Origin of the sequence: Pseudomonas fluorescens (genome assembly GCF_004683905.1) — a bacterium.
GTDB classification, from domain to species: Bacteria; Pseudomonadota; Gammaproteobacteria; order Pseudomonadales; family Pseudomonadaceae; genus Aquipseudomonas; species Aquipseudomonas putida_A.
In genome coordinates, this window is the sequence record NZ_CP038438.1 from 3,078,284 (window position 1) to 3,099,019 (window position 20,736).

Below are 20,736 nucleotides of genomic sequence, written 5' to 3' on the forward strand. Positions count from 1 at the left end.
CGTCGTTCAGGCGTTCGCGGTTGGCCAGTCGATGTAACCCTTGGCACCGCCGCCGTAGTAACTCTCGCGTGGCGCGATGGTGAGCTCGATCCCGCGACGCAAGCGCTCCACGAGGTCGGGGTTGGCAATGAACAAACGACCAAACGCCACCGCATCGATCCGCCCCTGCGCACGACGCTCTAGCGCCATCGGCAGGTCGTAGTTGTTATTGCCGATGAATGGCCCTTCGAACTGCGCACTCAGTGCGTCCAGATCCACGCCTTCCGGGACCGTGCGGGAGGTCGCCGTGGCGCCTTCGACAAAATGCAGATAAGCCAGATTGAATTGATTGAGCTGCTGAATCAGGTAACCGTAAGTCGCCATGACATTGCTGTCGGGAGGTGTATTTCCGGCATCGGGTGTGACTGGCGAGAGGCGAATACCGACCCGATCGCTACCCCAGATCGAAATCACGGCTGCGGTGACTTCCAGCGTCAGTCGAGCCCGGTTCTCGATGGAGCCGCCATATGGGTCAGTGCGTTGATTGGTGGAATCGCGCAGGAACTGGTCAAGCAGATAGCTGTTGGCGGAATGCACTTCCACACCATCGAAACCGGCTCGCCGGGCATTCTCTGCGGCCAGTTTGTACTGCTGGATGATTCCAGGGATCTCCGAGGTTTCCAGTGCGCGAGGCATCGACACCTCGACAAAGCCTTTCTCGGTGTAGGTGCTGCCTTCGGCCTTGATCGCCGAAGGCGCTACTGGCGCTTCTCCGTCGGGTTGTAGCTCGACACTCGAAAAGCGCCCCACGTGCCACAACTGACTGACGATTTTGCCCCCCGCCGCGTGCACCGCGTCAGTGACTTTTTTCCAGCCAGCTACCTGTGCCTCCGACCAGATACCCGGGGTCATGGCGTAACCCCGCCCCTGGGGAGAAATATTGGTCGCTTCGGCGATGATCAAGCCTGCACTGGCGCGCTGGGCGTAGTAAGTCGCGTGCATTTCATTCGGTACGCCGTCTTCGGCCATTCGGCTGCGTGTCACAGGTGCCATGACAATTCGGTTAGCCAATTGGAGTGCGCCCATTTGCATGGGCGAAAAGAGGTCGGTATCAAACGTGTTAGCCGTCATAAAATCCTCGACTGAATAGACCGGTCGTCTAGTGGAAGGTTAAAAAAATACGCCCCTCTGTCAGCAGGCGTTTGCTGGTGATAATGCTGTTTCAAAAGCTGCCATCGTGTTCACGACTGTTACCGGCAGCGTTGCACCTGGTCACACAGGTGGTCGTCTGTATGACCCGTTCGTGAGGGCTCTAGCGCGACTTTCTCCCACTTGCTGATAACCAGCGGCGCAATCGCATTGCCCAGTACATTGAGCGTGGTGGTGCCGCTGTCGATAATCCTGAAAATGCCGGCGATCAATGCCACACCTTCCAACGGAAGACCGGCAGAGGCCAAGGTGGCTGACAAGATCACGATTGCAAACCCAGGCACACCTGCGGTGCCCTTCGAGGTCAGTACCATCGTCACGACCAACAGAATCTGCTGTGACAGAGACAGGTCGATCCTATAGAGTTGCGCCACAAAAATGGTCGCCACACCGAGAAAAATCGATGCGCCGTCGAGATTGAACGCATACCCCACCGGCACCACAAAACTGACGATCCGACGCGGTACACCGTAGCTTTCCAGTTTGGTCATCAGTTGCGGCATGACGGCGGCTGAGGCGGCACTGGAAAACGCCAGAATCAACTCATTACGGAAGTAGCGGATCAACTTGAAGATGTTTTCGCCAATCAAATAACAAATGCCACCCAGTACCACTAAAGCGAACACCATCAGCGCCAGATACACCACCCCAATCAACTTGAGCAGCGGCAGCAGCGAGGCAAAACCAAACGTCGCGACGGTCGCGCCGATCATGCCAAACACCCCTATCGGCGCGTAGGCCATCACAATGGAAACCACCTTGAACATCGCATCGGAAAGGCTCTGAACAACCGCAATAAATGGCGCGCTTTTGTCTTTGGGCAAAGCATTCAACGCCAGCCCCAACAGCACAGCGAAGAACAGTACCGACAGCAACTTCGCTTCTGACATTGCCACTATCACGTTGTCTGGAACGATGTTCTGCAAAATCACCAGCGCCCCTTTGGACGGCTCAAGCGTGATCGATGCAGCGCCATGCGAAAGGCCTGAAATATCGGTTCCTCGTCCTGGTTCGAAGAGGTTGGCAAAACACAGGCCTATGACGATGGCCAGCGCGGTAATCGCAAAGAAGTAGCCGAGCGACTTCACACCCATACGCCCGAACGATTTGCTGTCACCGCCGCCCGCGATCCCCAAAATCATGCAACAGAACACGATCGGAACAACCACCATCTTCATCATCTTGATAAAGATGTCACCGAGCGGTTTGAGGATCTCCGCACTCACCCATGTCTGATAGTGCGGATGCGTATTGAAGTACCAACCTGCAAGCACGCCAAGCAATAGCCCGGCAACGATTTGCCACACCAAGGGAATACGTTTCATGTCTAGCCTTCTTGTTGGAATGAAAGGTCTGCGTCTATTCGCAGTTGCTAGAGTCATGAGCTTCCAGCTCACTTGAGATCGAATGGCACAAACGGGTTGTGCCATGCGTGTTCCTATTTAGCGAAGAGCTGGCTCATATCCTTGAACGCCTTGAATTCAAGAGCGTTGCCGCACGGGTCAAAGAGAAACATGGTGGCTTGCTCGCCTACTTGGCCTTTAAACCGAATGTACGGTTCGATCACAAACTCGGTACCAAACGACTTCAGACGTTCGGCCAGCGCTTCCCATTGTTCCCAACCCAAAATGATGCCGAAGTGCGGAACCGGGACATCGTGTCCGTCGACCGGGTTGCTGTGAACGCTCTCTTGTGAGGCTGTTTTCGGATGTTCGTGGATCACCAGTTGGTGACCATAAAAATCGAAATCGACCCATTGCGTGCTGGAGCGCCCTTCTTCAAGACCAAAGACCTCACCGTAGAAGGTGCGCGCCGCAGCCAGGTCATAAACAGGGATCGCGAGGTGAAATGGCGAGAGGCTCATCAGAACTCCAAATATTTTTTGTTGGTTGGCGAACATTTCCACCGTCATCAACTCTCTGGGTTCAGCCGGTGCCGGGGATGGAAAACATCCTAGGACGGAAAACCAAACATAAAAATCAATATATATTTCTCAGAAACACAATTAATATTTGTGAATGATCAAAGAACTGAAAACACTCATTGCGGTGGCGCGGGAAGGCACATTCGCCGCTGCCGGGAACAAAATCGGCCTGACCCAGGCCGCTGTCAGCGCGCAGATTCAGCGCCTGGAAACCGAACTCGGTTTTGAGATTTTCGACAGGAAAGGACGTTCGGCCCATCTGAACAAAATGGGTCACCAGATACTTCTGCAGGCGCAGGAGTTACTCAGGCTATACGACAATCTGGGTTCCACTGCGCAGGGCCAACCTACCAACATACTCATCAACATCGGTGCGATCGCATCCGTGCAACGTTCCTATTTGCCCGATGCGCTGGCGAAGTTTCACCAGCAGTGTCCGCAATGCCGCACACGTGTCATTCCAGGGCTTTCAATGGAGATGGTGAACCTCGTAGACGCCGGCGAAATCGACATGGCTGTCATCATTCGACCGCCTTTCTCTCTTCAAAGTGACCTGCGCTGGACGACGCTGGCGCGAGAGCCCTACCGACTGATCGTGCCACGCGAGCTGGAGGGAGAAGACTGGTCGGAACTGCTGTCCAGCCAGCCATTCATTCGCTATGACCGATCATCTTTTGGCGGCCGGCAGGTTGATCGTTTCCTGCGACAGATGCATTTCACCTTGCAGGAAGTTTGCGAACTGGATGAACTGGAGGCCATCATCAAACTGGTGGAAAAAGGTGTAGGCATAGCGCTGGTGCCACAGACAGAGCCCCATCAGGAATGGCCCGAAGGTGTACGAGCGATCGATTTGGGACAACACACCTTTCACCGGGATATCGGGCTGGTACATCGATCTCGACAGAGTTTCACCGAGCCTGTGCGAATTTTGGCTCAGCTTATAAGTGATCAGGTAACCGCCGTTGCAGAATAATAGTCGCCAAGCGCGGATCGAAATGCTGCGCAGCGACGACGCCAGCAATGCCAGAGCTTCGTCGCCGACATCACTTGGCTCGAAGTGCATCTTGCACGACTACTGCCAACACCTGCGACGTCTGCAATAATGCCGACCACAGCGGCGCGAAGGCATATCGAGTGCTCGTGCCCACATCTGCTTTTCGGGTTTGGAGGACTTCATGCAGGACATTATTGACGGCTTTCTGCGCTTTCAGCGCGAGGTTTATCCGCAACGCGTCGAGCTGTTCAAGCAGCTCGCGACAGAACAGAATCCAAAGGCGTTGTTCGTCACCTGCTCGGACAGCCGTGTGGTGCCGGAACTCCTTACGCAGCGCGAGCCGGGCGAACTGTTCGTTATTCGTAACGCCGGCAACATTGTGCCGTCTTACGGCCCTGAACCGGGTGGCGTGTCGGCGACCGTCGAGTATGCGGTCGCCGTGCTCGGGGTACAGGATATTGTGATCTGCGGCCACTCGGACTGCGGGGCGATGGGCGCGATTTCACGCTGCACGTGCCTGGACCATCTTCCGGCGGTTGCTAACTGGCTACGTCACTCGGACGCCGCGAAAGCGATTAACGCAGCACATGAGTTCGACACCCCCCGCGCCAAGCTTGATGGTCTGGTGCGGGAAAACGTGATCGCGCAACTGGCGAATCTGCGGACGCATCCATCGGTGGCCCTGGCGCTTGAGCAGGGACGCATGAATCTGCACGGCTGGGTCTACGACATCGAAGCGGGATGCATCGATGCTCTGGATGGCGCGACCCGCAAATTCGTGTCACTGGCTGATTCGCCGACCACCGTTGCGATCGCTGCGCGTAACGGCAAACAGATGTGATGGCGACAGATAAGTAAGGCAGAAGCCGCCTGGGGCGGCTTCTTGTCGACTCGCTTTCTTCATCAGTGACCGGCGCTTTGGCCGCCATCGACATGCAGGATTTCGCCAGTGACGAAGTTGGCGCTGTCCAGGTACAGCACCGCCGCAACGATGTCTTGCACCTCGCCCATGTGTCCGACCGGATGCAGGCTGCCCAGAGCGGCGTGATTTTCCTCGCCATGCATCGGGGTCTTGATGATGCCAGGCGATACGGCGTTAACGCGGATGCCGCGCTTGGCGTACTCGATCGCCAGGGATTTGGTCGCGGCGTTCATGCCACCTTTGGTCAGCGACGCCAGCACCGACGGCACCCCATCGATGGCATGATCGACCAGCGATGTGGTGATGCTGACCACGTGTCCACCCTCACCTTGTTTCTCCATCTGGGCAATCGCCTGCTGCGACATGTGGAAGAAGCTGCCCATGTTGGTGGCCACAGTATTTACATACTCTTCGCGGGTATAGGCTGTGAACGGTTTGGCGAGGAAGATCCCGGCGTTGTTCACCAACGTGTCAATGCGGCCGAAACGCGCTACGCCTTCGCGGATGATTTTCTCGGCAGTCACCGGATCGGCAATGTCACCGGCGACGGTCAGGATGTCCGGATCCGCTGACGGTTTGATGGAACGCGAAGTCGCCACCACTCGATAGCCGAGTTTGCGAAAACCTTCAACGATGCCTGCGCCCAGCCCTTGGGATGCGCCAGTGACCACAACGACTTTTTTTGAATGGCTCATGATAATTCCTCAATAGTTTACGAAAGGGGTTTCACACACAGACGAGCCTGATGGCGTCATTACTTGGGCTCCACCAGCGACTGGCGGTACTCGGTAGTGGTTATTCCTGCGTAGCCCCAGTTATCGGTATCGACTTCCTCGATCACGATGTGCGTCAGGTGCGGATCCTTGTTGAGCACCGTCTGCATGGTTTTGGTGATCTCGGCGATGACCTGGGCTTTCTGTTCTTTGGTAACGCCGTCGCGGGTGATACGAACGCTGATGAAAGGCACGGGAGAGTCTCCAGTTCGCGCCTCATCGGCATGAGGAGGCGGCAGTGGAGTGAACTCTAGGAGGTTGCCTTCAATGAATAAATGCGGGTGCGGTTACTTCATTTGTGACGCGGTGTAATGAATCGATCCCCGGTCCTCGCCACTGCATCATCGACATCGGTATGCTTTCGGGCACTTCGCGAATACCCGGTGTGATTAATATGAAGCGCCATTTTGATGACCTGCAGTTAGGCAGCATCGAGCTGTTTTGCCTCGCCTCGGAAACCGGCAGTTTTACCGCAGCCGCGCAGGTCGCCGGTGTGACGCCTGCGGCAGTAAGCCGATCGATTTTGCGTCTTGAGGAGCGTTTGGGATCACGCCTGTTCGTGAGAACCACGCGCAGCATCCGGATGACTGAACCGGGGCGGGTGTTCTACGAACAATGTCGACAAGCCCTGACTCAACTGGTGGAAGCGCAGCAAGAAGTCATGGGCGCTCAATCGATGCCTTCAGGGCGGCTGCGTATCAGTCTTCCGACCACCTATGGGCATCACCGGATCTTGCCGCTTCTGCCGAAGTTTCGAGCGCTTTATCCAGACGTCAGCGTAGATATCCACTTGGGTAACCGAAATATCGACTTCGTGGCGGAGGGCTATGACCTGGCGATTCGGGTTCGCGCTCAACCGGACTCGACCCTGATTGCGCGCTTGCTCGAAGACGCACAACTGGTCGTGGTCGCAACACCTGAATACCTGAGCAAGGCCGGCACGCCAACGACACTGGATGACCTCGTCGCTCACGAGTGCATTCAATTTGAACTGCCGAGCAGCGGTCGACGCATCTCATGGCTGTTCGACGTCGGGGGCAAACATCGGGAGATCTTCACTGAGGGCAGTTATTGCTGCTCGGATGATGTGCTGGGCGGCGTTACCCTGGCCAAACACAGTGCGGGTCTGTTCCAGACTTACAAATTCATTGTCGAGCGCGAACTGGCCGATGGCAGCCTCGTCGAGGTACTCCAGCCCTACAATGGACGCTCCAGGCCTTACACCCTGCTCTACCCCCATGGCCGCTATGTTCCTCAGCGGGTTCGGGCATTCGTCGACTTCCTGTTGCAGTATCGAGCCGATTGGGCGGCGAACTGAGCGACGGGATGGATTGGGCGGCGCGCTCATCTTCCAGAACATCATCCACTATCACTGAGAAGAACACTGCATTTCCCGCGCATTGAGCGGGATGTCGTTGAATCCATAACGTCCATGAAAGGCTGGTTAAAAAAAAGAGCCCCTAAGGGCCCTTTCCTTTAATTCAATTTTCCTGTCTTTCAACGTCTGGTGAAAAACCCGGTCACTCACTCAGCGACGAAAAATTCGGTTTATCAGGATCAATGCCGCAGCACCTATCGCGATTGCAGCTATCGGTTTTTCTTTGACGAAGGTCGATACGTTATCCAGTGCATCGCCGTAGGATTTAGTCAGCTGTCCAGCCGCCTGATGTCCGGCACCTTCAGCTTCCATCTTCGAATCACCCATCAGTTTCCCGACCGCGCTCTGCGCCTTGCCAGCCAACTTTTCCGCTACGCCTTCTACCTGTTCACTCTTCATGATTCATAAACCTTCGTTTAAGTGGGAAGCTCTGAGTCTCGACAGAAAAGTTGACTGGTGGCTGGGAGTTGGAGTTCCACTTTTTATGGCTGCCGCTCGTCAGTGGTGCTGAAAAAATGGTAATCGCCGCGCCCGCGGCACGCGTTTCATTCCATACACAATTTGGGGGTGACACGGATGTCTTGTGCTGGTTGCCTCCCGACGCTGGGCGCCGCGTCCCTCTGTGCCTTTAACTCGACGGGGTATGGACCGGTCTGCGCCAGAGCGGCTCGTACCTTGGTGATGAAGGCCTCATCGCTTTGCGTATAGAAGATCCACTCCCGCTGTTGCCCACCGGTGGCTGTGCATACCCACTTCGCCAGCCCGTTTTCCTGCACCGCCGACATGATCAGCACCTGCATTTTCTCCATCTGCAGGGCGTCTCGGCGCTCTGGCTGGAGGCTCGGTGAAGAATATTTCCAGACTATCCGGGCCTTGAACGGCAGCGCTTGCTTTTCAGCCAGCGAAATCGAATCCACTCCCCTGTAGGACATGGGGATGGGCGTATCCGGGAAATCAGAAGATTGGTACTTGCTCTCGGGCATTTCGATGATTTGCAAGTGCTGCAGATGAGCCGGGTCATCGTCAAGCAGCGCTTCAAGTGCTTCCTTCCTTTGGCGATCCCGCTCAGCCACACAGTGATCGTACCCGAGACTGTTTACCGGGCCTGCGTCGAGGCAAGGGTCGCGCTCGACAGGTCGGGGCACCGTGTGGCTGGAGCAGCCGCTGAGAAGCACGCCGGCCAATGCCAAGATGCAACCTGTTGGCATGTGAAAAAAAGGAGTATGTCGCAGGCCCATTTACGCTTCCTTGGCGGGTCGGGAGAAAGGGTTGTGGGGGTCCTCAGCTTTGCAAAAGCTGTTTGGTCATCACCATCGACGTCTGCAACGACTGCCCCGTGCGCTGCAGTTTGTTCAACAGACTCGCCCCCAACCACAGTTGATAGAGGGTTTCTGCCAGTTGCCGAGCGTCAGTCTGCGGCAAACTTTTATCCAACTGCCCTTCTTCCAGGCACGTCGTAATTCGCGCAACGATGCGCTCGGCGCCGTCGCGCAAGGTCAGGCGCATCGACTCGGACAGGTCGGCGACTTCCGCGCTCAACTTCACCACCAGGCATTCATCACCATGGCCTTCCAGGGTGCAGCGGTTCTGCCAGCCCTGCCAGTAATCCATCAGCCGCTCATAGGCACTGAGCCCAGGCAGAGTCAGGCGTCGCTCCATATCTGCCAGGTAGCCGACAAAGTAGTCCTCCAGCAGCGCCTGGCCGTAGAGTTCCTTGGATTTGAAGTAGTGATAGAACGAGCCCTTGGGCACACCGGCGGTCTGCAGGATCTCGCTCAGGCCAACGCTGGTGAAGCCCTTTTCGGCCATCATGCGGTGGCCGGTGTCGAGCAGGTGTTGGCGGGTATCGTCGTAGGTCGGTTTCATGGGGCGCAAAATACCAAACATTAGACCAGTCGTATATTTCTGATGAGCAGGAGTTTGCCACAGTGATGGCGCGGAAACACGAGCGTAAAAATTTACTAGACGACCGGTCTAATATGAATCTATTCTGTGGCCGTCACTCCTTCCGAGGTGTCGCAGACGAACCCGTCGAGGACACCAGACCAATACAGGGCGCTCTATGAAAATCTTGATGGTTCTGACTTCCCACGATCAGCTTGGCAACACCGGCAAGAAAACCGGCTTCTGGCTCGAAGAGTTCGCGGCCCCCTACTACGCCTTCAAGGATGCCGGCGCGCAGATCACTCTGGTATCGCCGGCCGGCGGCCAGCCACCGCTCGATCCGAAAAGCGATGAGCCCGATGCGCAAACCGCTGAAACCGACCGCTTCCGCAAGGACCCTGCTGCTCAGCAGGCGCTGGCTAATACCGGGCGCCTGGCGGATGTCAGCGCTGAGGATTTCGATGCCGTGTTTTATCCCGGTGGCCATGGCCCGCTGTGGGATCTGGCCGATGACAAACACTCGATTGCGCTGATCGAAGCGTTCGACCGCAGCAACAAACCTCACGGTTTCGTCTGCCATGCGCCGGGCGTTCTGCGTCGCGTGGTGGCTGCCGATGGCAAACCGTTGATTCAAGGCCGGGACGTCACCGGTTTCACCAACGCTGAAGAAGCCGCTGTAGGCCTGACCGATGTCGTGCCGTTCCTGATCGAAGACGAATTCCAGCGTCTCGGCGGCCGCTACTCCAAGGTCGCTGACTGGCAGGTTCACGTGGTGACCGATGGTCAACTGGTGACGGGTCAAAACCCGGCCAGCTCGGCAGCCGTCGCCGAAAAACTGCTGAAGCTGTTGGCCTGAGCCCTCCAGCGTCCAGACACCGTGCGCATCCCGCACGGTGTTTTTTTACCGCATTACTAGTCGACTGGTCTAATAAGGCCAAAACAGGAATCACATGAACAACAGCCCTTACTTCACCCCCGTCAAACTGGGCCTGCACACCCTGAAGAACCGCATCGTCCTGCCGCCCCTCACCCGCCAGCGCAGCACACAACCGGGCAATGTCGCCAACGCATTGATGGCCGAGTATTACCAGCAACGCGCCGGCGCCGGTCTGCTGGTCACCGAAGGCACGCAGATCGAGCCTCGCGGTCAGGGCTACGCCTGGACTCCCGGCATTCACACCCCTGAGCAAATTGCCGGATGGCGCACAGTCACCGAAGCGGTGCATGCACAGGACGGCGTGATATTCGCCCAGCTTTGGCACGTCGGCCGTGTGTCCCACACCGCGCTGCAGCCTGATGGGGCGGCACCGGTTTCAGCGTCCGCCATCGCCACCGAGCGAGTCAGCGTGTTCATCGAAACTGCGCCGGGCGCCGGCGAACTGGTTACGCCATCCGCGCCGCGAGCACTGAGCACCGATGAAGTCCAGGAACTGGTTCAGCTCTATATACAGGCGGCGCGCAATGCGATGGACGCCGGCTTCGACGGGATCGAACTGCACTGCGCCAATGGCTATCTGGTGAACCAGTTCATTTCTGCCCACAGCAATGTGCGCACCGATCAATACGGTGGCTCGCTGCACAATCGCCTGCGCTTTCTGCGCGAAGTGGTGTCGGGTGTCGCCGAGTGCATCGGTAAAGATAAAGTCGGCGTGCGTTTCGCGCCGCTGTTCACCACCACCGATGAAGCGCGCACCTATCTGGGCATGGTCGAAGAGGACCCGCACACCACTTACATCGAAGCGATCAAAGTGCTTGAGGATGTGGGCATCGCCTACCTGTCCATCGCCGAAGCGGACTGGGACGACGCGCCCGCGATGCCGCAAACCTTCCGCCGTGCAGTGCGCGATACCTTCAATGGCGCGATCATCTACGCCGGGCGTTACAACGCTGAATCCGGTGTGCAATTGCTTGAATCGGGACTGGCGGATCTGGTGGCTTTCGGCCGGCCATTCATGGCCAACCCGGACCTGCCGGCGCGCATCGCCAATGACTGGCCGCTCAATCCACTGAATCCCGCGACGGTCTACGGCGGCAATGCCGAAGGCTATGTGGATTACCCGACCTACAGCGAATAATTCCGCGAATTCGCACAGCGCTCCCACTCACCGGGAGCGCTTCCTCTTCTCCCCCGCTATACCCGCAACCTCGCGCGCTGCGCTGCGAGGTTTTCGCATCTGCACAAAAAAGATTGCCGATTGATTGTCAGGTGGATTTTTTCCGCCTATCTTGAATAAAACCTATACAAAGCACTTCTTTACGTACAACTCTTCCGCTACGGATTGGCCCCCACGCACAGCACTGCCGCGAGCACCCTGAATGAACCCACTACTAGCCAGCCATTACCGCGAAATCCTCGTCGGTGTCGGTGAAAATCCCGAACGCGAAGGTCTGCTCGACACACCCAAACGTGCGGCCAAAGCGATGCAGTATCTGTGCAACGGCTACTCGATGAGCCTGGAAGACGTCACCAACGGTGCCCTGTTCGAATCGCAAAGCGATGAGATGGTCATCGTCAGTGACATCGAGCTCTATTCCTTGTGCGAGCACCATATGCTGCCTTTCATCGGCAAGGCACACGTGGCGTACATCCCCACCGGCAGGGTGCTGGGACTGTCGAAAGTAGCGCGCGTGGTGGACATGTTCGCCCGCCGTCTGCAGATCCAGGAAAACCTCACCCGGCAAATCGCCGAGGCGATTCAGCAGATCACCGATGCCTCTGGCGTGGCCGTGGTCATTGAAGCCAGGCACATGTGCATGATGATGCGCGGCGTCGAAAAGCAGAATTCGATCATGACCTCTTCGGTGATGCTCGGTGCTTTTCGCGACAGCTCCACGACGCGTCAGGAGTTCCTGCAATTGATCGGGCGGCGAAGTTGATTTCCGACCTTCGACAGGCGCGATAAACCTGTACACGATAAATCTACTGTACAAGCACGATATTCCCAACTTCACCCCCATACCTGTGCACTCAGGGAGAACGGCAATGGCCCGACTTGTGCTCTTACTGGCTCTGGTACTCGGCGTTGCAAGCTGCGGCAGCGTGGATGTCAGCCACTATGCCGATCAGCAACCGGCGCTGGATCTGCAACGCTTTTTCAGCAAACCCGTGAAAGCCTGGGGGATGTTTCAGAAGCGCTCCGGGGAAGTGGTCAAGCGCTTTGAGGTCAACATCGTCAGCCATCGTGAAGGCGACAACCTGATTCTCGATGAGCGCTTCCTGTACAGCGACGGCACGCGCCAACGCCGCGTCTGGACCCTGACGCCCGAGGGCCAGGGGCGCTGGAGCGGGCGTGCGGGTGATGTGGTGGGCGTCGCCACAGGTCAGGTCGCCGGTAATGCGCTGCACTGGCGTTATCGCCTGAATCTGCCAGTTGATGGCTCGACCTATGAAATGAGCATGGACGACTGGATGTACCAGATGGACGAGGACACGCTGATCAACCGCACCAGCATGTCCAAGCTCGGTGTTGAAGTCGGCCAGGTGACCTTGTTCTTCCGTCGCCAGGGCTCGGGAGAAAATCAATGAACAGCCCGTTCAGCATGGCCTCCCTGGGCGATGGTTATCGCGCACTGGTGATTGGCGCCAGTGGCGCTATCGGTAGCGCATTTTGCCAGCAGCTCAGTCAGGATCCGCGCTGTGCCGGCGTTCGTGAGCTGGGGCGCAACACCGTTCCGGCGCTGGATCTGGAGCAACCGGAAACCATCGCCAGCGCAGCCACCGAATTGGCCGCAGAAGCGCCCTATCAGTTGATCGTGCACGCTGCGGGTCTGCTGCATCGTGAGCGGATCAAGCCAGAAAAGAGCTACAGCGCGATCGAGGCGGATGCGCTGCAAGCCGTGTTTCAAGTCAACACGCTGGGACCGGCAATGGTGTTGCGGCATTTTCTGCCGCTGCTCGCTCCCCAAGGGGCGATGGCGATGCTCTCGGCCAAGGTCGGAAGCATCGGCGACAACCGTTTGGGCGGCTGGTACGCCTATCGCGCCTCCAAAGCAGCACTGAACATGCTGATCAAGACGGCGGCGATCGAACTGGCGCGCACCCGCCCGCAAAGCCGCTTGCTGAGTTTGCATCCAGGCACAGTCGTGTCGGGCTTGTCGCAACCTTTTCGCGGCGCTTCCAGCGCGCGTCCGGCAGATGTCGCCGCTGACCAGTTACTCAACCTGATTGACCAATTGACCGCGGCCGACAGCGGCCAGTTCTTTGCCTACGATGGACAACGCCTGCCCTGGTAGGCAAGGAGTGAAGCATGAATCTGCAAACCCTGACCGAACGTGCGGCCAACAGCGAAATACGTGAGCTGGAGCTGCTGTCACTCGAAGGTGGTTTTTATCTGGCCCGCATCCGCCTGGATCACGGCCAGTTCACCTTGCTCGACGATGCGGCCAAACCGATGCATCTGCGTTCAATCACCCATCTGCGTGACCTGCTGCAGACTGTGCCGGCATTCCCCTGCGTGCTGGTGCAGCAATGCGTGCACGATGAAATGTGCGGGCGTGATAGCGGGCCCGTCGAAGAGCTGCGGATTCCGTTTTCGCTGACCACACCGTTATGAAACGGATACTGTGAATGAACCAGAACCGTCGGTTGTGCCTGGTACTGGGCGATCAGTTGTCCTTTGATCTGGCTTCAGTGCAGACGCTCGATAGCGAGCGCGACAGCGTGCTGCTGGTCGAGGTCATGGAAGAAGCCAGCCATGTGCCGCACCACCCGCAAAAGATTGCCCTGATCTTCAGTGCCATGCGCCATTTCGCCCAGGCCCTGCGAGATCAGGGCGTTCGTGTCGAATACGTGACCCTGGATGATCCGCACAACAGCGGCTCTGTACCGGGGGAATTACGCCGCTGGCAACAGCGGTTGCAGGTCGAGGAAGTGCACGTCACCGAGTGCGGGGACTGGCGCCTGGAGCAATCGATCAGGGACTGTGGCTTGCCCATCCATTGGCACGCCGATACGCGTTTTCTGTGCAGTCGCGCCGAGTTCGCCGCCTGGGCCGCCGGCAAAAAGCAGTTGCGAATGGAGTTCTTCTATCGCGAGATGCGCCGCAAGAGTCGCCTGCTGCTCAATGGCGACGGCACGCCGGTGGGCGGCGCGTGGAATTTCGATGCAGAGAACCGCAAGTCCCTGCCCAAAGGCGTGAAAGCCCCCTACCCGATCCGTTTCGGTAATGACGCGATCACCCGCGAAGTGCTGGACCTGGTGAAGGCCCGTTTCAGTCAGCATTACGGTGCACTCGACGACTTCAACTACCCGGTCACCCATGCCGACGCGCAGGCGCTGTGGGAGTATTTTCTGGATTATGGTCTGGCGGGTTTCGGCGATTATCAGGACGCCATGGCCAGTGACGAACCGTTTCTGTTTCACGCGCGCATCAGCGCTGCGCTCAATATTGGCCTGCTGGATTTGCGGCAGTTGTGCAGCGACGTCGAGTCGGCCTATTGGGCCGGCAGGATTGCCCTGAATGCCGCCGAAGGCTTCATTCGGCAACTGATCGGCTGGCGGGAATATGTGCGCGGCGTGTACTGGCTGAAAATGCCGGACTACGCACTGGGCAATGTATTCGGCAACGACCGGCCACTGCCCGAGTTCTACTGGACCGGTGCGACGCAGATGAACTGCATGCGCCAGGCCATCGGCCAGAGTCTGCAGCACGCCTACGCGCATCACATCCAGCGGCTGATGGTCACCGGTAATTTTGCCCTGCTCGCCGGCATCGCGCCGAGCCAGATCTGTGAGTGGTATCTGGCGATCTATATGGACGCCTTTGACTGGGTCGAGCTGCCCAACACCTTGGGCATGGTCATGCATGCCGATGGCGGTTACCTCGGTTCCAAACCCTATTGCGCCAGTGGCCAATACATCAATCGCATGTCCGACTACTGCCGAAGCTGCGCCTACAAGGTCAGCGAAAGTACCGCGGACAATGCCTGCCCGTTTAATGCGTTGTATTGGCATTTTCTGATGCGCCACGGTGAACAACTGCGCGGCAATCAGCGCATGGCGATGATGTACAAGAACCTCGACCGCATGCCGCCAGCCAGACAGGAGGCGCTGTGGCAACGCGGGCAGAACCTGTTGGCGCGCCTGGATAACGGCGAATCGATCTGAAATGAGCGCTCGCTTGCGCGGATGGTGAAACTTAAGCACAGCGCGCCCGGTCAACGGATGATCGGCGCTCAAGTCCCCTGCGAGCGCGACGTTCACTGCTCGCGTTGTGCCTACGCGCTCTATGAAGCCAGCCCCTGAACATTCAATAAAGCAGGTCACATGGATACCCTTGAACACCTTAGTCGCGAAGCGCTTGAGTCAGAGGTAAGGCGATTGCGCGCGGCGCTTCAGAGCACCCTGGTCGACACGCAGGACGTTGACCTCGATCGCGACATGGCGGCGCAACTGCAAGCCAGTCGGGATGCGCTCGCCCGCAGCGAGGCTCGCTTCATCACCATTCTGGAAACCATCGAATCGGCGTTCGCCATCGTCAAGGTCAAATTCGACGCTGACGATAAACCCGTCGATTACTACTTCGTCGAAGCCAACCCGGCGTTCGAACACCAATGCGGGGTCAACCTGCGCGGCAAATGGGTGACCGAGTTCGCGCCCAATCTGGAAAGCTTCTGGTTCGAAACCTACGGCCACGTGGCCAAGACCGGAGAGCCGGCGAATTTCGAAAATTATGCCAACACCTTCGAACGCTGGTTCGACGTGCGCGCGGTGCGTGTTGGCGATCCTGCCGACCGGCAGATCGCGATCCTGTTCAACGACGTCACCCAGCGGCGCGACGCCGAAGAGCGTTTGCGTGCCAGTGAAGCGCTGGCGCGGGAGAACGTCGAGCGTGTGCAACTGGCGCTCGCCGCCGGTGCGATCATTGGCACCTGGCACTGGGACCTGCTCACCGACCGCTTTGCCGTGGACGAAGCGTTCGCCCGGGTGTTTGATCTCGACCCGGCGCTGGGCCGCGAAGGGCTCAGCCTCGAACAAGTCATGGTGACCGTGCATCCCGAAGACCAGGATGGACTGACCACCGCGATCAACGAAGCCATCGGCCGTGGTGGCGCCTACTCCCACCAGTACCGTGTGCGCCGCACAGACGGCAAATATCAGTGGATCGAGGCCAACGGCCGTGTTGAGTGTGCCGATGATGGAACGCCGCTGCGCTTTCCCGGCGTGCTGATCGATGTCGAGGAACGGCGCAATGTCGAAGCGGAGCGCGACCGCGCCATCGCCGCGTTGCGCGCGCTCAACGATACGCTGGAGCAGCGCGTGTCATCGCGCACCGCAGAGTTGATGCAGGCCGAAGAGAAACTGCGTCAGTCACAGAAAATGGAAGCCGTCGGCCAACTGACCGGGGGCCTGGCGCATGACTTCAACAATTTGCTGGCCGGCATTTCCGGCGCGCTGGAGTTGATGGGCGCGCGCATCAGCCAGGGCCGGCTGAATGAGGTCGACAAATACATGGTGACCGCCCAGGGCGCGGTCAAGCGCGCCGCCGCCCTGACCCACCGTCTGCTGGCGTTTTCCAGACGCCAGACCCTCGATCCGCGGCCGACCGATGTCAACACGCTGATGACCGGCATGACCGAGCTGATCCAGCGTACGGTCGGCCCCAGCATCGTTCTGGAAACCCGCGCCGCGCCGGGGCTCTGGCCAACGCTGGTGGATGCCAGCCAGTTGGAGAACGCCCTGCTCAACCTGTGCATCAACGCGCGCGATGCGATGCCCGATGGCGGGCGCATCACCATCGAAACGGCCAACCGTGCGCTGGACTGCGAGACGGCGCGCACCCTGGACATGCCCGAGGGCGAATACCTGTGCCTGTGCGTGACCGATACCGGCACCGGCATGACCGCCGATGTCATCGCCAAGGCCTTCGACCCGTTCTTCACCACCAAACCGCTGGGCCAGGGCACCGGGTTGGGACTGTCGATGATCTACGGTTTCGCCAAGCAGTCCGGTGGCCAGGTGCGCGTGCATTCGCAGGTCGGCCAGGGCACCGAGATGTGCATTTATCTGCCGCGCTACCATGGCGAGCCTCTGCCGAATCAGGATCACAAGGACAACGCGCCGGCAGCCTTGCCCAAGTCTGGCGAGACAATTCTGGTGGTGGACGACGAGCCTACGGTGCGTGCGCTGCTGACAGACGTGCTCGGCGATCTCGGCTACACCTTGATAGAGGCCGCTGACAGTGTGGTCGGGCTGAAGATGTTGCGCTCGGACATACACATCGACTTGCTGATCACCGACGTCGGCTTGCCGGGTGGCATGAACGGTCGGCAACTGGCCGATGCCGGCCGGGAAATCCGCCAGAATCTGAAGACCCTGTTCATTACCGGGTACGCAGAAAACGCGGTGATTGGTGCCGGTCAATTGGGCCCGGACATGCAGGTGCTGACCAAGCCGTTTGCCGTCGACACGCTGGTGGCGCGGGTCAGCGACCTGATGGCGATGAAATCCGAATGAGCGACCGTTGCGGCGCTGTAATCCCAGAGAGAGTGGCTGCGGCCAAGGAGTGAAAAATGGTGACGTTTCTGATTTTTCTGATCGCGTGCGGCGCTGCGGCGACTACCGGGGTGATTTTCAAGCCCGGGCCATGGTACGAAGGGCTCAATAAACCCGGATTTACTCCACCCAATTGGGCGTTTCCGGTGGCCTGGACAATAATCTATCTATTGCTGGCCTGGGCCGGTTATCGCTTGAGCCTGATTCCTGGCAGTCAGACAGTACTGGCGCTATGGGCCGCGCAGATTGCCTTGAACACGTTGTGGACGCCGGTGTTCTTCGGCGCGCATCAGGTGGCCGCCGCCATGGTGATTCTGCTGCTGTTGTGGCTGGTGGTCGCGGTGATGGTGTTTATGGCGTTGCGCCTGGATTTGATCACCGGGTTGATCCTGTTTCCTTATCTGGCCTGGTTGTGTGTGGCGGCGGCGTTGAATTTCTCGATTCTGCGCAATAACCGTGGTTGATGACGGCAGCTGTCATAACTCCCATTTTTTCTGACAAAAAGGTGGTTTTTCAGGCATTCAAAATATCTTTCCAGGCCCTTGAAAGCGCAGGTCCCCGCTCAGGACGGGGATTTCGCAATGAACAACAGTTCATTACTGAATTAGTGATTTAACTAGGTAGTTACCTATCTATATAATGCACGCCTCATTTCAACGGGACATTCAACGTGAAGCAGAGTCAACGCCTCTCGGGCATATCAAAATTCATTCTGGTCGGGCTGGGGGTGATCATCGCCCTGCTCGGCCTGGCACTTGCGGCTGGCGGAGTGAAGCTGGTCAGCCTGGGAGGGTCGTGGTACTTCCTCGTGGGCGGTCTGGTGATGGCCGTTTCCGGTCTGCTGATCGCTCGCTACAAGACGGCCGGCGCCTGGCTGTTTGCAGCGTTTCTGGTCGGGACAGCGATCTGGGCGGTGAGCGATGCCGGGCTGGTGTTCTGGCCGGTGTTCTCGCGTCTGTTCATGTTCAGCGCCGTGGGTCTTGCGGTGACGCTGGTCTACCCGCTGCTCAAGCGTACCAACGGTGGTGTTCCGGGTCGTGGCGCTTACGGCGTTGCCGCTGTCCTGGCCGTGGGACTGGCGGTGGCTGCCGGCAACATGTTCGTTGCGCACCCGACTGTCGCCGCGACCGGCACTGGCCCGGGCCTGACCCCGGTTGAGCCAGACAAGGCGCAAAAAGACTGGGCGCACTACGGTAATACCGAGGGCGGCAGCCGCTTTGCTGCGCTGGACCAGATCAACCGCAACAACGTCGACAAGCTCAAAGTAGCGTGGACCTACCACACCGGTGACGTCGCCGAGAGCGATGGCAACGGTGCCGAAGACCAGCTCACTCCGCTGCAGATCGGCAACAAGGTGTTCATCTGCACCCCGCACAACAACCTGATCGCGCTGGATGCCGACACCGGCAAAGAGCTGTGGAAGAACGCGATCAACGCCAAATCCAAAGTCTGGCAGCGTTGCCGTGGCATGGCCTATTTCGATGCGACCAAAAGCATCGCTCAGCCAAGCAATTCGAGCATCATCGAAGCCAAACCGGCGCCGGCCGCCAATTGCCAGCGCCGTCTGCTGACCAACACCATCGACGCCCGCCTGATCGCGGTCGATGCCGACACCGGCGAGTTCTGCCAGGGCTTCGGCAACAACGGCCAGGTTGATCTGAAGGCCGGTCTCGGTGACGTACCGGACAGCTACTACCAGCTCTCCTCCGCTCCGCTGATGGCCGGCACCACTGTGGTGGTCGGCGGTCGCGTAGCCGATAACGTGCAAACCGACATGCCGGGCGGCGTGATCCGTGGTTTCGACGTAATCACCGGCGCCATGCGCTGGGCCTTCGACCCGGGCAACCCGCAGGACAAAAAGGCCCCGGCCGACGGCAGCACGTATGTGCGCAGCACGCCGAACAGCTGGGCGCCGATGTCCTACGATCCGGCAACCAACACCGTGTTCCTGCCAATGGGCAGCTCGTCCACCGACATCTATGGTGTCGAGCGCAGCAAACTCGATCACACCTACGGCGCCTCGATCCTCGCGCTGGACGCCACCACCGGTGATGAACGCTGGGTGTTCCAGACCGTGCACAACGATCTCTGGGACTTCGACCTGCCGATGCAGCCGAGCCTGATCGACTTCACCAAGGACGGCAAAAGCGTTCCGGCGCTGGTCATCGGCACCAAGGCCGGGCAGATCTACGTGCTCGATCGTGCCACCGGCAAACCGTTGACCGAGGTTAAAGAAGTCCCGGTCAAAGCCGCGAACATCCCGAACGAACCGTACTCGCCAACCCAGCCAAAATCGGTGGGCATGCCGCAGATCGGTGCCCAGCATCTGACTGAGTCGGACATGTGGGGCGCCACCCCGTACGACCAGTTGCTGTGCCGGATTGATTTCAAATCGATGCGTTACGACGGCCTGTACACCGCGCCGGGTACCGATAAATCCCTGAGCTTCCCGGGTTCGCTGGGCGGCATGAACTGGGGCAGCATCTCCACTGACCCGGTGCACGGCTTCATCTTCGTCAACGACATGCGCCTGGGCCTGTGGATTCAGATGATCCCGTCGCAGAACAAGGCGCAGGCCTCGTCCGGTGGTGAAGCGCTGAACACCGGCATGGGCGCGGTACCGCTCAAAGGCACGCCGTATGCGGTGAACAAAAACCGCTTCCTGTCGGTGGCCGGCATTCCGTGCCAGGCTCCGCCGTTCGGCACTCTGACCGCCATTGACATGAAGACCCAGAAAGTCGCGTGGCAGGTTCCGGTCGGCACCGTTGAAGACACAGGTCCCTTGGGCATCCGCATGCACCTGCCGATCAAGATCGGTCTGCCGACCCTCGGCGGCACCCTGTCGACCCAAGGTGGCCTGATCTTTATCGCCGGTACTCAAGACTTCTACCTGCGCGCCTTCAACAGCGGCAACGGTGAAGAGGTGTGGAAAGCGCGCCTGCCGGTTGGCAGTCAGGGCGGCCCGATGACCTTCGTTTCGCCGAAAACCGGCAAGCAGTACATCGTCGTCACCGCCGGTGGTGCACGTCAGTCGACCGATCGCGGCGACTACGTGATGGCTTACGCCTTGCCGTAAACCGCAGCGCCCGTGCTGAACACGGGCGCTTTCTTTTTGCGCGCGGCAACTGAGGGTGCCGCGCCGCTTTCCGATATCGCTACAGCTTTGAGCAGGAAGATCT

Annotated in this window: 21 protein-coding genes; 13 read left to right on the forward strand and 8 right to left on the reverse strand. The window is 58.6% G+C overall.

Annotated elements, in window-relative coordinates; translation table 11 throughout:
- Positions 1 to 6: 6 nt before the first annotated feature.
- From E4T63_RS14015 to E4T63_RS14025, 3 genes are all read right to left on the reverse strand, one after another.
- Positions 7 to 1,110 (reverse strand): alkene reductase, encoded by a 1,104-nt coding sequence (locus E4T63_RS14015; RefSeq protein ID WP_135295799.1) that lies wholly within the window; start codon positions 1,108 to 1,110, stop codon positions 7 to 9.
- Positions 1,111 to 1,229: 119 nt separating this feature from the next.
- Positions 1,230 to 2,513: a cation:dicarboxylate symporter family transporter gene (locus tag E4T63_RS14020; protein WP_135295800.1), complete on the reverse strand. Its 1,284-nt coding sequence runs from the start codon at positions 2,511 to 2,513 to the stop codon at positions 1,230 to 1,232.
- 113 nt (positions 2,514 to 2,626) lie between these two features.
- Entirely contained in the window at positions 2,627 to 3,052 is a 426-nt protein-coding gene (locus E4T63_RS14025) for a VOC family protein (RefSeq protein ID WP_039762906.1), read from the reverse strand.
- Between the two features lie 154 nt (positions 3,053 to 3,206).
- Here E4T63_RS14025 and E4T63_RS14030 point away from each other — a divergent pair, with 154 nt between their 5' ends.
- A complete protein-coding gene (locus E4T63_RS14030) occupies positions 3,207 to 4,085 on the forward strand; it encodes a LysR substrate-binding domain-containing protein (RefSeq protein ID WP_135295801.1) in 879 nt (292 codons plus the stop codon).
- Positions 4,086 to 4,287: 202 nt separating this feature from the next.
- Positions 4,288 to 4,947 carry a carbonic anhydrase gene (locus tag E4T63_RS14035; RefSeq protein ID WP_095135815.1) on the forward strand — a complete coding sequence of 220 codons (660 nt, stop codon included), beginning with the start codon at positions 4,288 to 4,290 and terminating at the stop codon, positions 4,945 to 4,947.
- Positions 4,948 to 5,009: 62 nt separating this feature from the next.
- On the opposite strand, the gene E4T63_RS14040 is transcribed toward E4T63_RS14035, so the two are convergent.
- Entirely contained in the window at positions 5,010 to 5,723 is a 714-nt protein-coding gene (locus E4T63_RS14040) for an SDR family NAD(P)-dependent oxidoreductase (protein WP_135295802.1), read from the reverse strand.
- 59 nt (positions 5,724 to 5,782) lie between these two features.
- On the reverse strand, positions 5,783 to 5,995 hold the full coding sequence (locus E4T63_RS14045) for a tautomerase family protein (protein WP_095135811.1): 213 nt from the start codon (positions 5,993 to 5,995) through the stop codon (positions 5,783 to 5,785).
- A gap of 200 nt (positions 5,996 to 6,195) precedes the next feature.
- Between E4T63_RS14045 and E4T63_RS14050 the strand changes: the two genes are divergently transcribed.
- A complete protein-coding gene (locus E4T63_RS14050; RefSeq protein ID WP_134786394.1) occupies positions 6,196 to 7,119 on the forward strand; it encodes a LysR family transcriptional regulator in 924 nt (307 codons plus the stop codon).
- Positions 7,120 to 7,329: 210 nt separating this feature from the next.
- Here the strand turns inward: E4T63_RS14050 and E4T63_RS14055 are convergent, their stop codons facing one another.
- The 3 genes from E4T63_RS14055 to E4T63_RS14065 all read right to left on the reverse strand — a co-directional run bounded on the left by E4T63_RS14055 (position 7,330) and on the right by E4T63_RS14065 (position 9,045).
- The gene (locus E4T63_RS14055) at positions 7,330 to 7,578 is read right to left on the reverse strand and encodes a CsbD family protein (RefSeq protein WP_098964018.1); all 249 of its coding nucleotides are present in this window, start codon (positions 7,576 to 7,578) and stop codon (positions 7,330 to 7,332) included.
- Positions 7,579 to 7,724: 146 nt separating this feature from the next.
- Positions 7,725 to 8,417, reverse strand: coding sequence for a DUF695 domain-containing protein (locus tag E4T63_RS14060; protein ID WP_245223375.1), 693 nt, complete (start codon positions 8,415 to 8,417; stop codon positions 7,725 to 7,727).
- 43 nt (positions 8,418 to 8,460) lie between these two features.
- On the reverse strand, positions 8,461 to 9,045 hold the full coding sequence (locus E4T63_RS14065) for a TetR/AcrR family transcriptional regulator (RefSeq protein ID WP_007967154.1): 585 nt from the start codon (positions 9,043 to 9,045) through the stop codon (positions 8,461 to 8,463).
- A gap of 196 nt (positions 9,046 to 9,241) precedes the next feature.
- On the opposite strand from E4T63_RS14065, the gene E4T63_RS14070 reads away from it, so the two are divergent.
- The 10 genes from E4T63_RS14070 (at position 9,242) to E4T63_RS14115 (ending at position 20,633) form a co-directional block, all read left to right on the forward strand.
- Complete coding sequence (locus E4T63_RS14070; protein ID WP_135295803.1) at positions 9,242 to 9,919, forward strand: type 1 glutamine amidotransferase domain-containing protein; 678 nt, start codon at positions 9,242 to 9,244, stop codon at positions 9,917 to 9,919.
- Between the two features lie 94 nt (positions 9,920 to 10,013).
- On the forward strand, positions 10,014 to 11,138 hold the full coding sequence (locus E4T63_RS14075; RefSeq protein ID WP_135295804.1) for an alkene reductase: 1,125 nt from the start codon (positions 10,014 to 10,016) through the stop codon (positions 11,136 to 11,138).
- 241 nt (positions 11,139 to 11,379) lie between these two features.
- A complete protein-coding gene (gene folE / locus E4T63_RS14080; protein WP_135295805.1) occupies positions 11,380 to 11,940 on the forward strand; it encodes a GTP cyclohydrolase I FolE in 561 nt (186 codons plus the stop codon).
- Between the two features lie 106 nt (positions 11,941 to 12,046).
- Positions 12,047 to 12,589, forward strand: a complete 543-nt coding sequence (locus E4T63_RS14085; protein WP_135295806.1) for a DUF3833 domain-containing protein — start codon at positions 12,047 to 12,049, stop codon at positions 12,587 to 12,589.
- On the forward strand, positions 12,586 to 13,296 hold the full coding sequence (locus E4T63_RS14090) for an SDR family NAD(P)-dependent oxidoreductase (RefSeq protein WP_135295807.1): 711 nt from the start codon (positions 12,586 to 12,588) through the stop codon (positions 13,294 to 13,296). Before E4T63_RS14085 ends, E4T63_RS14090 begins: the two co-directional genes overlap by 4 nt.
- 14 nt (positions 13,297 to 13,310) lie before the next feature.
- On the forward strand, positions 13,311 to 13,616 hold the full coding sequence (locus E4T63_RS14095) for a DUF6482 family protein (protein WP_047597295.1): 306 nt from the start codon (positions 13,311 to 13,313) through the stop codon (positions 13,614 to 13,616).
- 14 nt (positions 13,617 to 13,630) lie between these two features.
- Positions 13,631 to 15,169 carry a cryptochrome/photolyase family protein gene (locus E4T63_RS14100; RefSeq protein ID WP_135295808.1) on the forward strand — a complete coding sequence of 513 codons (1,539 nt, stop codon included), beginning with the start codon at positions 13,631 to 13,633 and terminating at the stop codon, positions 15,167 to 15,169.
- A 159-nt stretch (positions 15,170 to 15,328) separates the two neighbouring features.
- On the forward strand, positions 15,329 to 17,518 hold the full coding sequence (locus E4T63_RS14105) for an ATP-binding protein (RefSeq protein ID WP_135295809.1): 2,190 nt from the start codon (positions 15,329 to 15,331) through the stop codon (positions 17,516 to 17,518).
- Between the two features lie 59 nt (positions 17,519 to 17,577).
- Positions 17,578 to 18,021 (forward strand): tryptophan-rich sensory protein TspO, encoded by a 444-nt coding sequence (gene tspO, locus E4T63_RS14110; protein WP_027611782.1) that lies wholly within the window; start codon positions 17,578 to 17,580, stop codon positions 18,019 to 18,021.
- A gap of 206 nt (positions 18,022 to 18,227) precedes the next feature.
- A complete protein-coding gene (locus E4T63_RS14115; RefSeq protein WP_135295810.1) occupies positions 18,228 to 20,633 on the forward strand; it encodes a glucose/quinate/shikimate family membrane-bound PQQ-dependent dehydrogenase in 2,406 nt (801 codons plus the stop codon).
- Positions 20,634 to 20,736: the final 103 nt, after the last annotated feature.

Bases quoted from the DNA above. Each gene is read 5' to 3' on its own strand.
- E4T63_RS14065 (WP_007967154.1), bottom strand. From the start codon at position 9,045: ATGAAACCGACCTACGACGATACCCGCCAACACCTGCTCGACACCGGC.
- E4T63_RS14050 (WP_134786394.1), top strand. From the start codon at position 6,196: ATGAAGCGCCATTTTGATGACCTGCAGTTAGGCAGCATCGAGCTGTTT.
- E4T63_RS14035 (WP_095135815.1), top strand. From the start codon at position 4,288: ATGCAGGACATTATTGACGGCTTTCTGCGCTTTCAGCGCGAGGTTTAT.
- E4T63_RS14020 (WP_135295800.1), bottom strand. From the start codon at position 2,513: ATGAAACGTATTCCCTTGGTGTGGCAAATCGTTGCCGGGCTATTGCTT.
- E4T63_RS14060 (WP_245223375.1), bottom strand. From the start codon at position 8,417: ATGGGCCTGCGACATACTCCTTTTTTTCACATGCCAACAGGTTGCATC.
- E4T63_RS14055 (WP_098964018.1), bottom strand. From the start codon at position 7,578: ATGAAGAGTGAACAGGTAGAAGGCGTAGCGGAAAAGTTGGCTGGCAAG.
- folE (WP_135295805.1), top strand. From the start codon at position 11,380: ATGAACCCACTACTAGCCAGCCATTACCGCGAAATCCTCGTCGGTGTC.
- E4T63_RS14105 (WP_135295809.1), top strand. From the start codon at position 15,329: ATGGATACCCTTGAACACCTTAGTCGCGAAGCGCTTGAGTCAGAGGTA.
- E4T63_RS14015 (WP_135295799.1), bottom strand. From the start codon at position 1,110: ATGACGGCTAACACGTTTGATACCGACCTCTTTTCGCCCATGCAAATG.
- E4T63_RS14075 (WP_135295804.1), top strand. From the start codon at position 10,014: ATGAACAACAGCCCTTACTTCACCCCCGTCAAACTGGGCCTGCACACC.
- E4T63_RS14025 (WP_039762906.1), bottom strand. From the start codon at position 3,052: ATGAGCCTCTCGCCATTTCACCTCGCGATCCCTGTTTATGACCTGGCT.
- E4T63_RS14095 (WP_047597295.1), top strand. From the start codon at position 13,311: ATGAATCTGCAAACCCTGACCGAACGTGCGGCCAACAGCGAAATACGT.
- E4T63_RS14085 (WP_135295806.1), top strand. From the start codon at position 12,047: ATGGCCCGACTTGTGCTCTTACTGGCTCTGGTACTCGGCGTTGCAAGC.
- E4T63_RS14040 (WP_135295802.1), bottom strand. From the start codon at position 5,723: ATGAGCCATTCAAAAAAAGTCGTTGTGGTCACTGGCGCATCCCAAGGG.
- E4T63_RS14070 (WP_135295803.1), top strand. From the start codon at position 9,242: ATGAAAATCTTGATGGTTCTGACTTCCCACGATCAGCTTGGCAACACC.
- E4T63_RS14090 (WP_135295807.1), top strand. From the start codon at position 12,586: ATGAACAGCCCGTTCAGCATGGCCTCCCTGGGCGATGGTTATCGCGCA.
- E4T63_RS14100 (WP_135295808.1), top strand. From the start codon at position 13,631: ATGAACCAGAACCGTCGGTTGTGCCTGGTACTGGGCGATCAGTTGTCC.
- E4T63_RS14030 (WP_135295801.1), top strand. From the start codon at position 3,207: ATGATCAAAGAACTGAAAACACTCATTGCGGTGGCGCGGGAAGGCACA.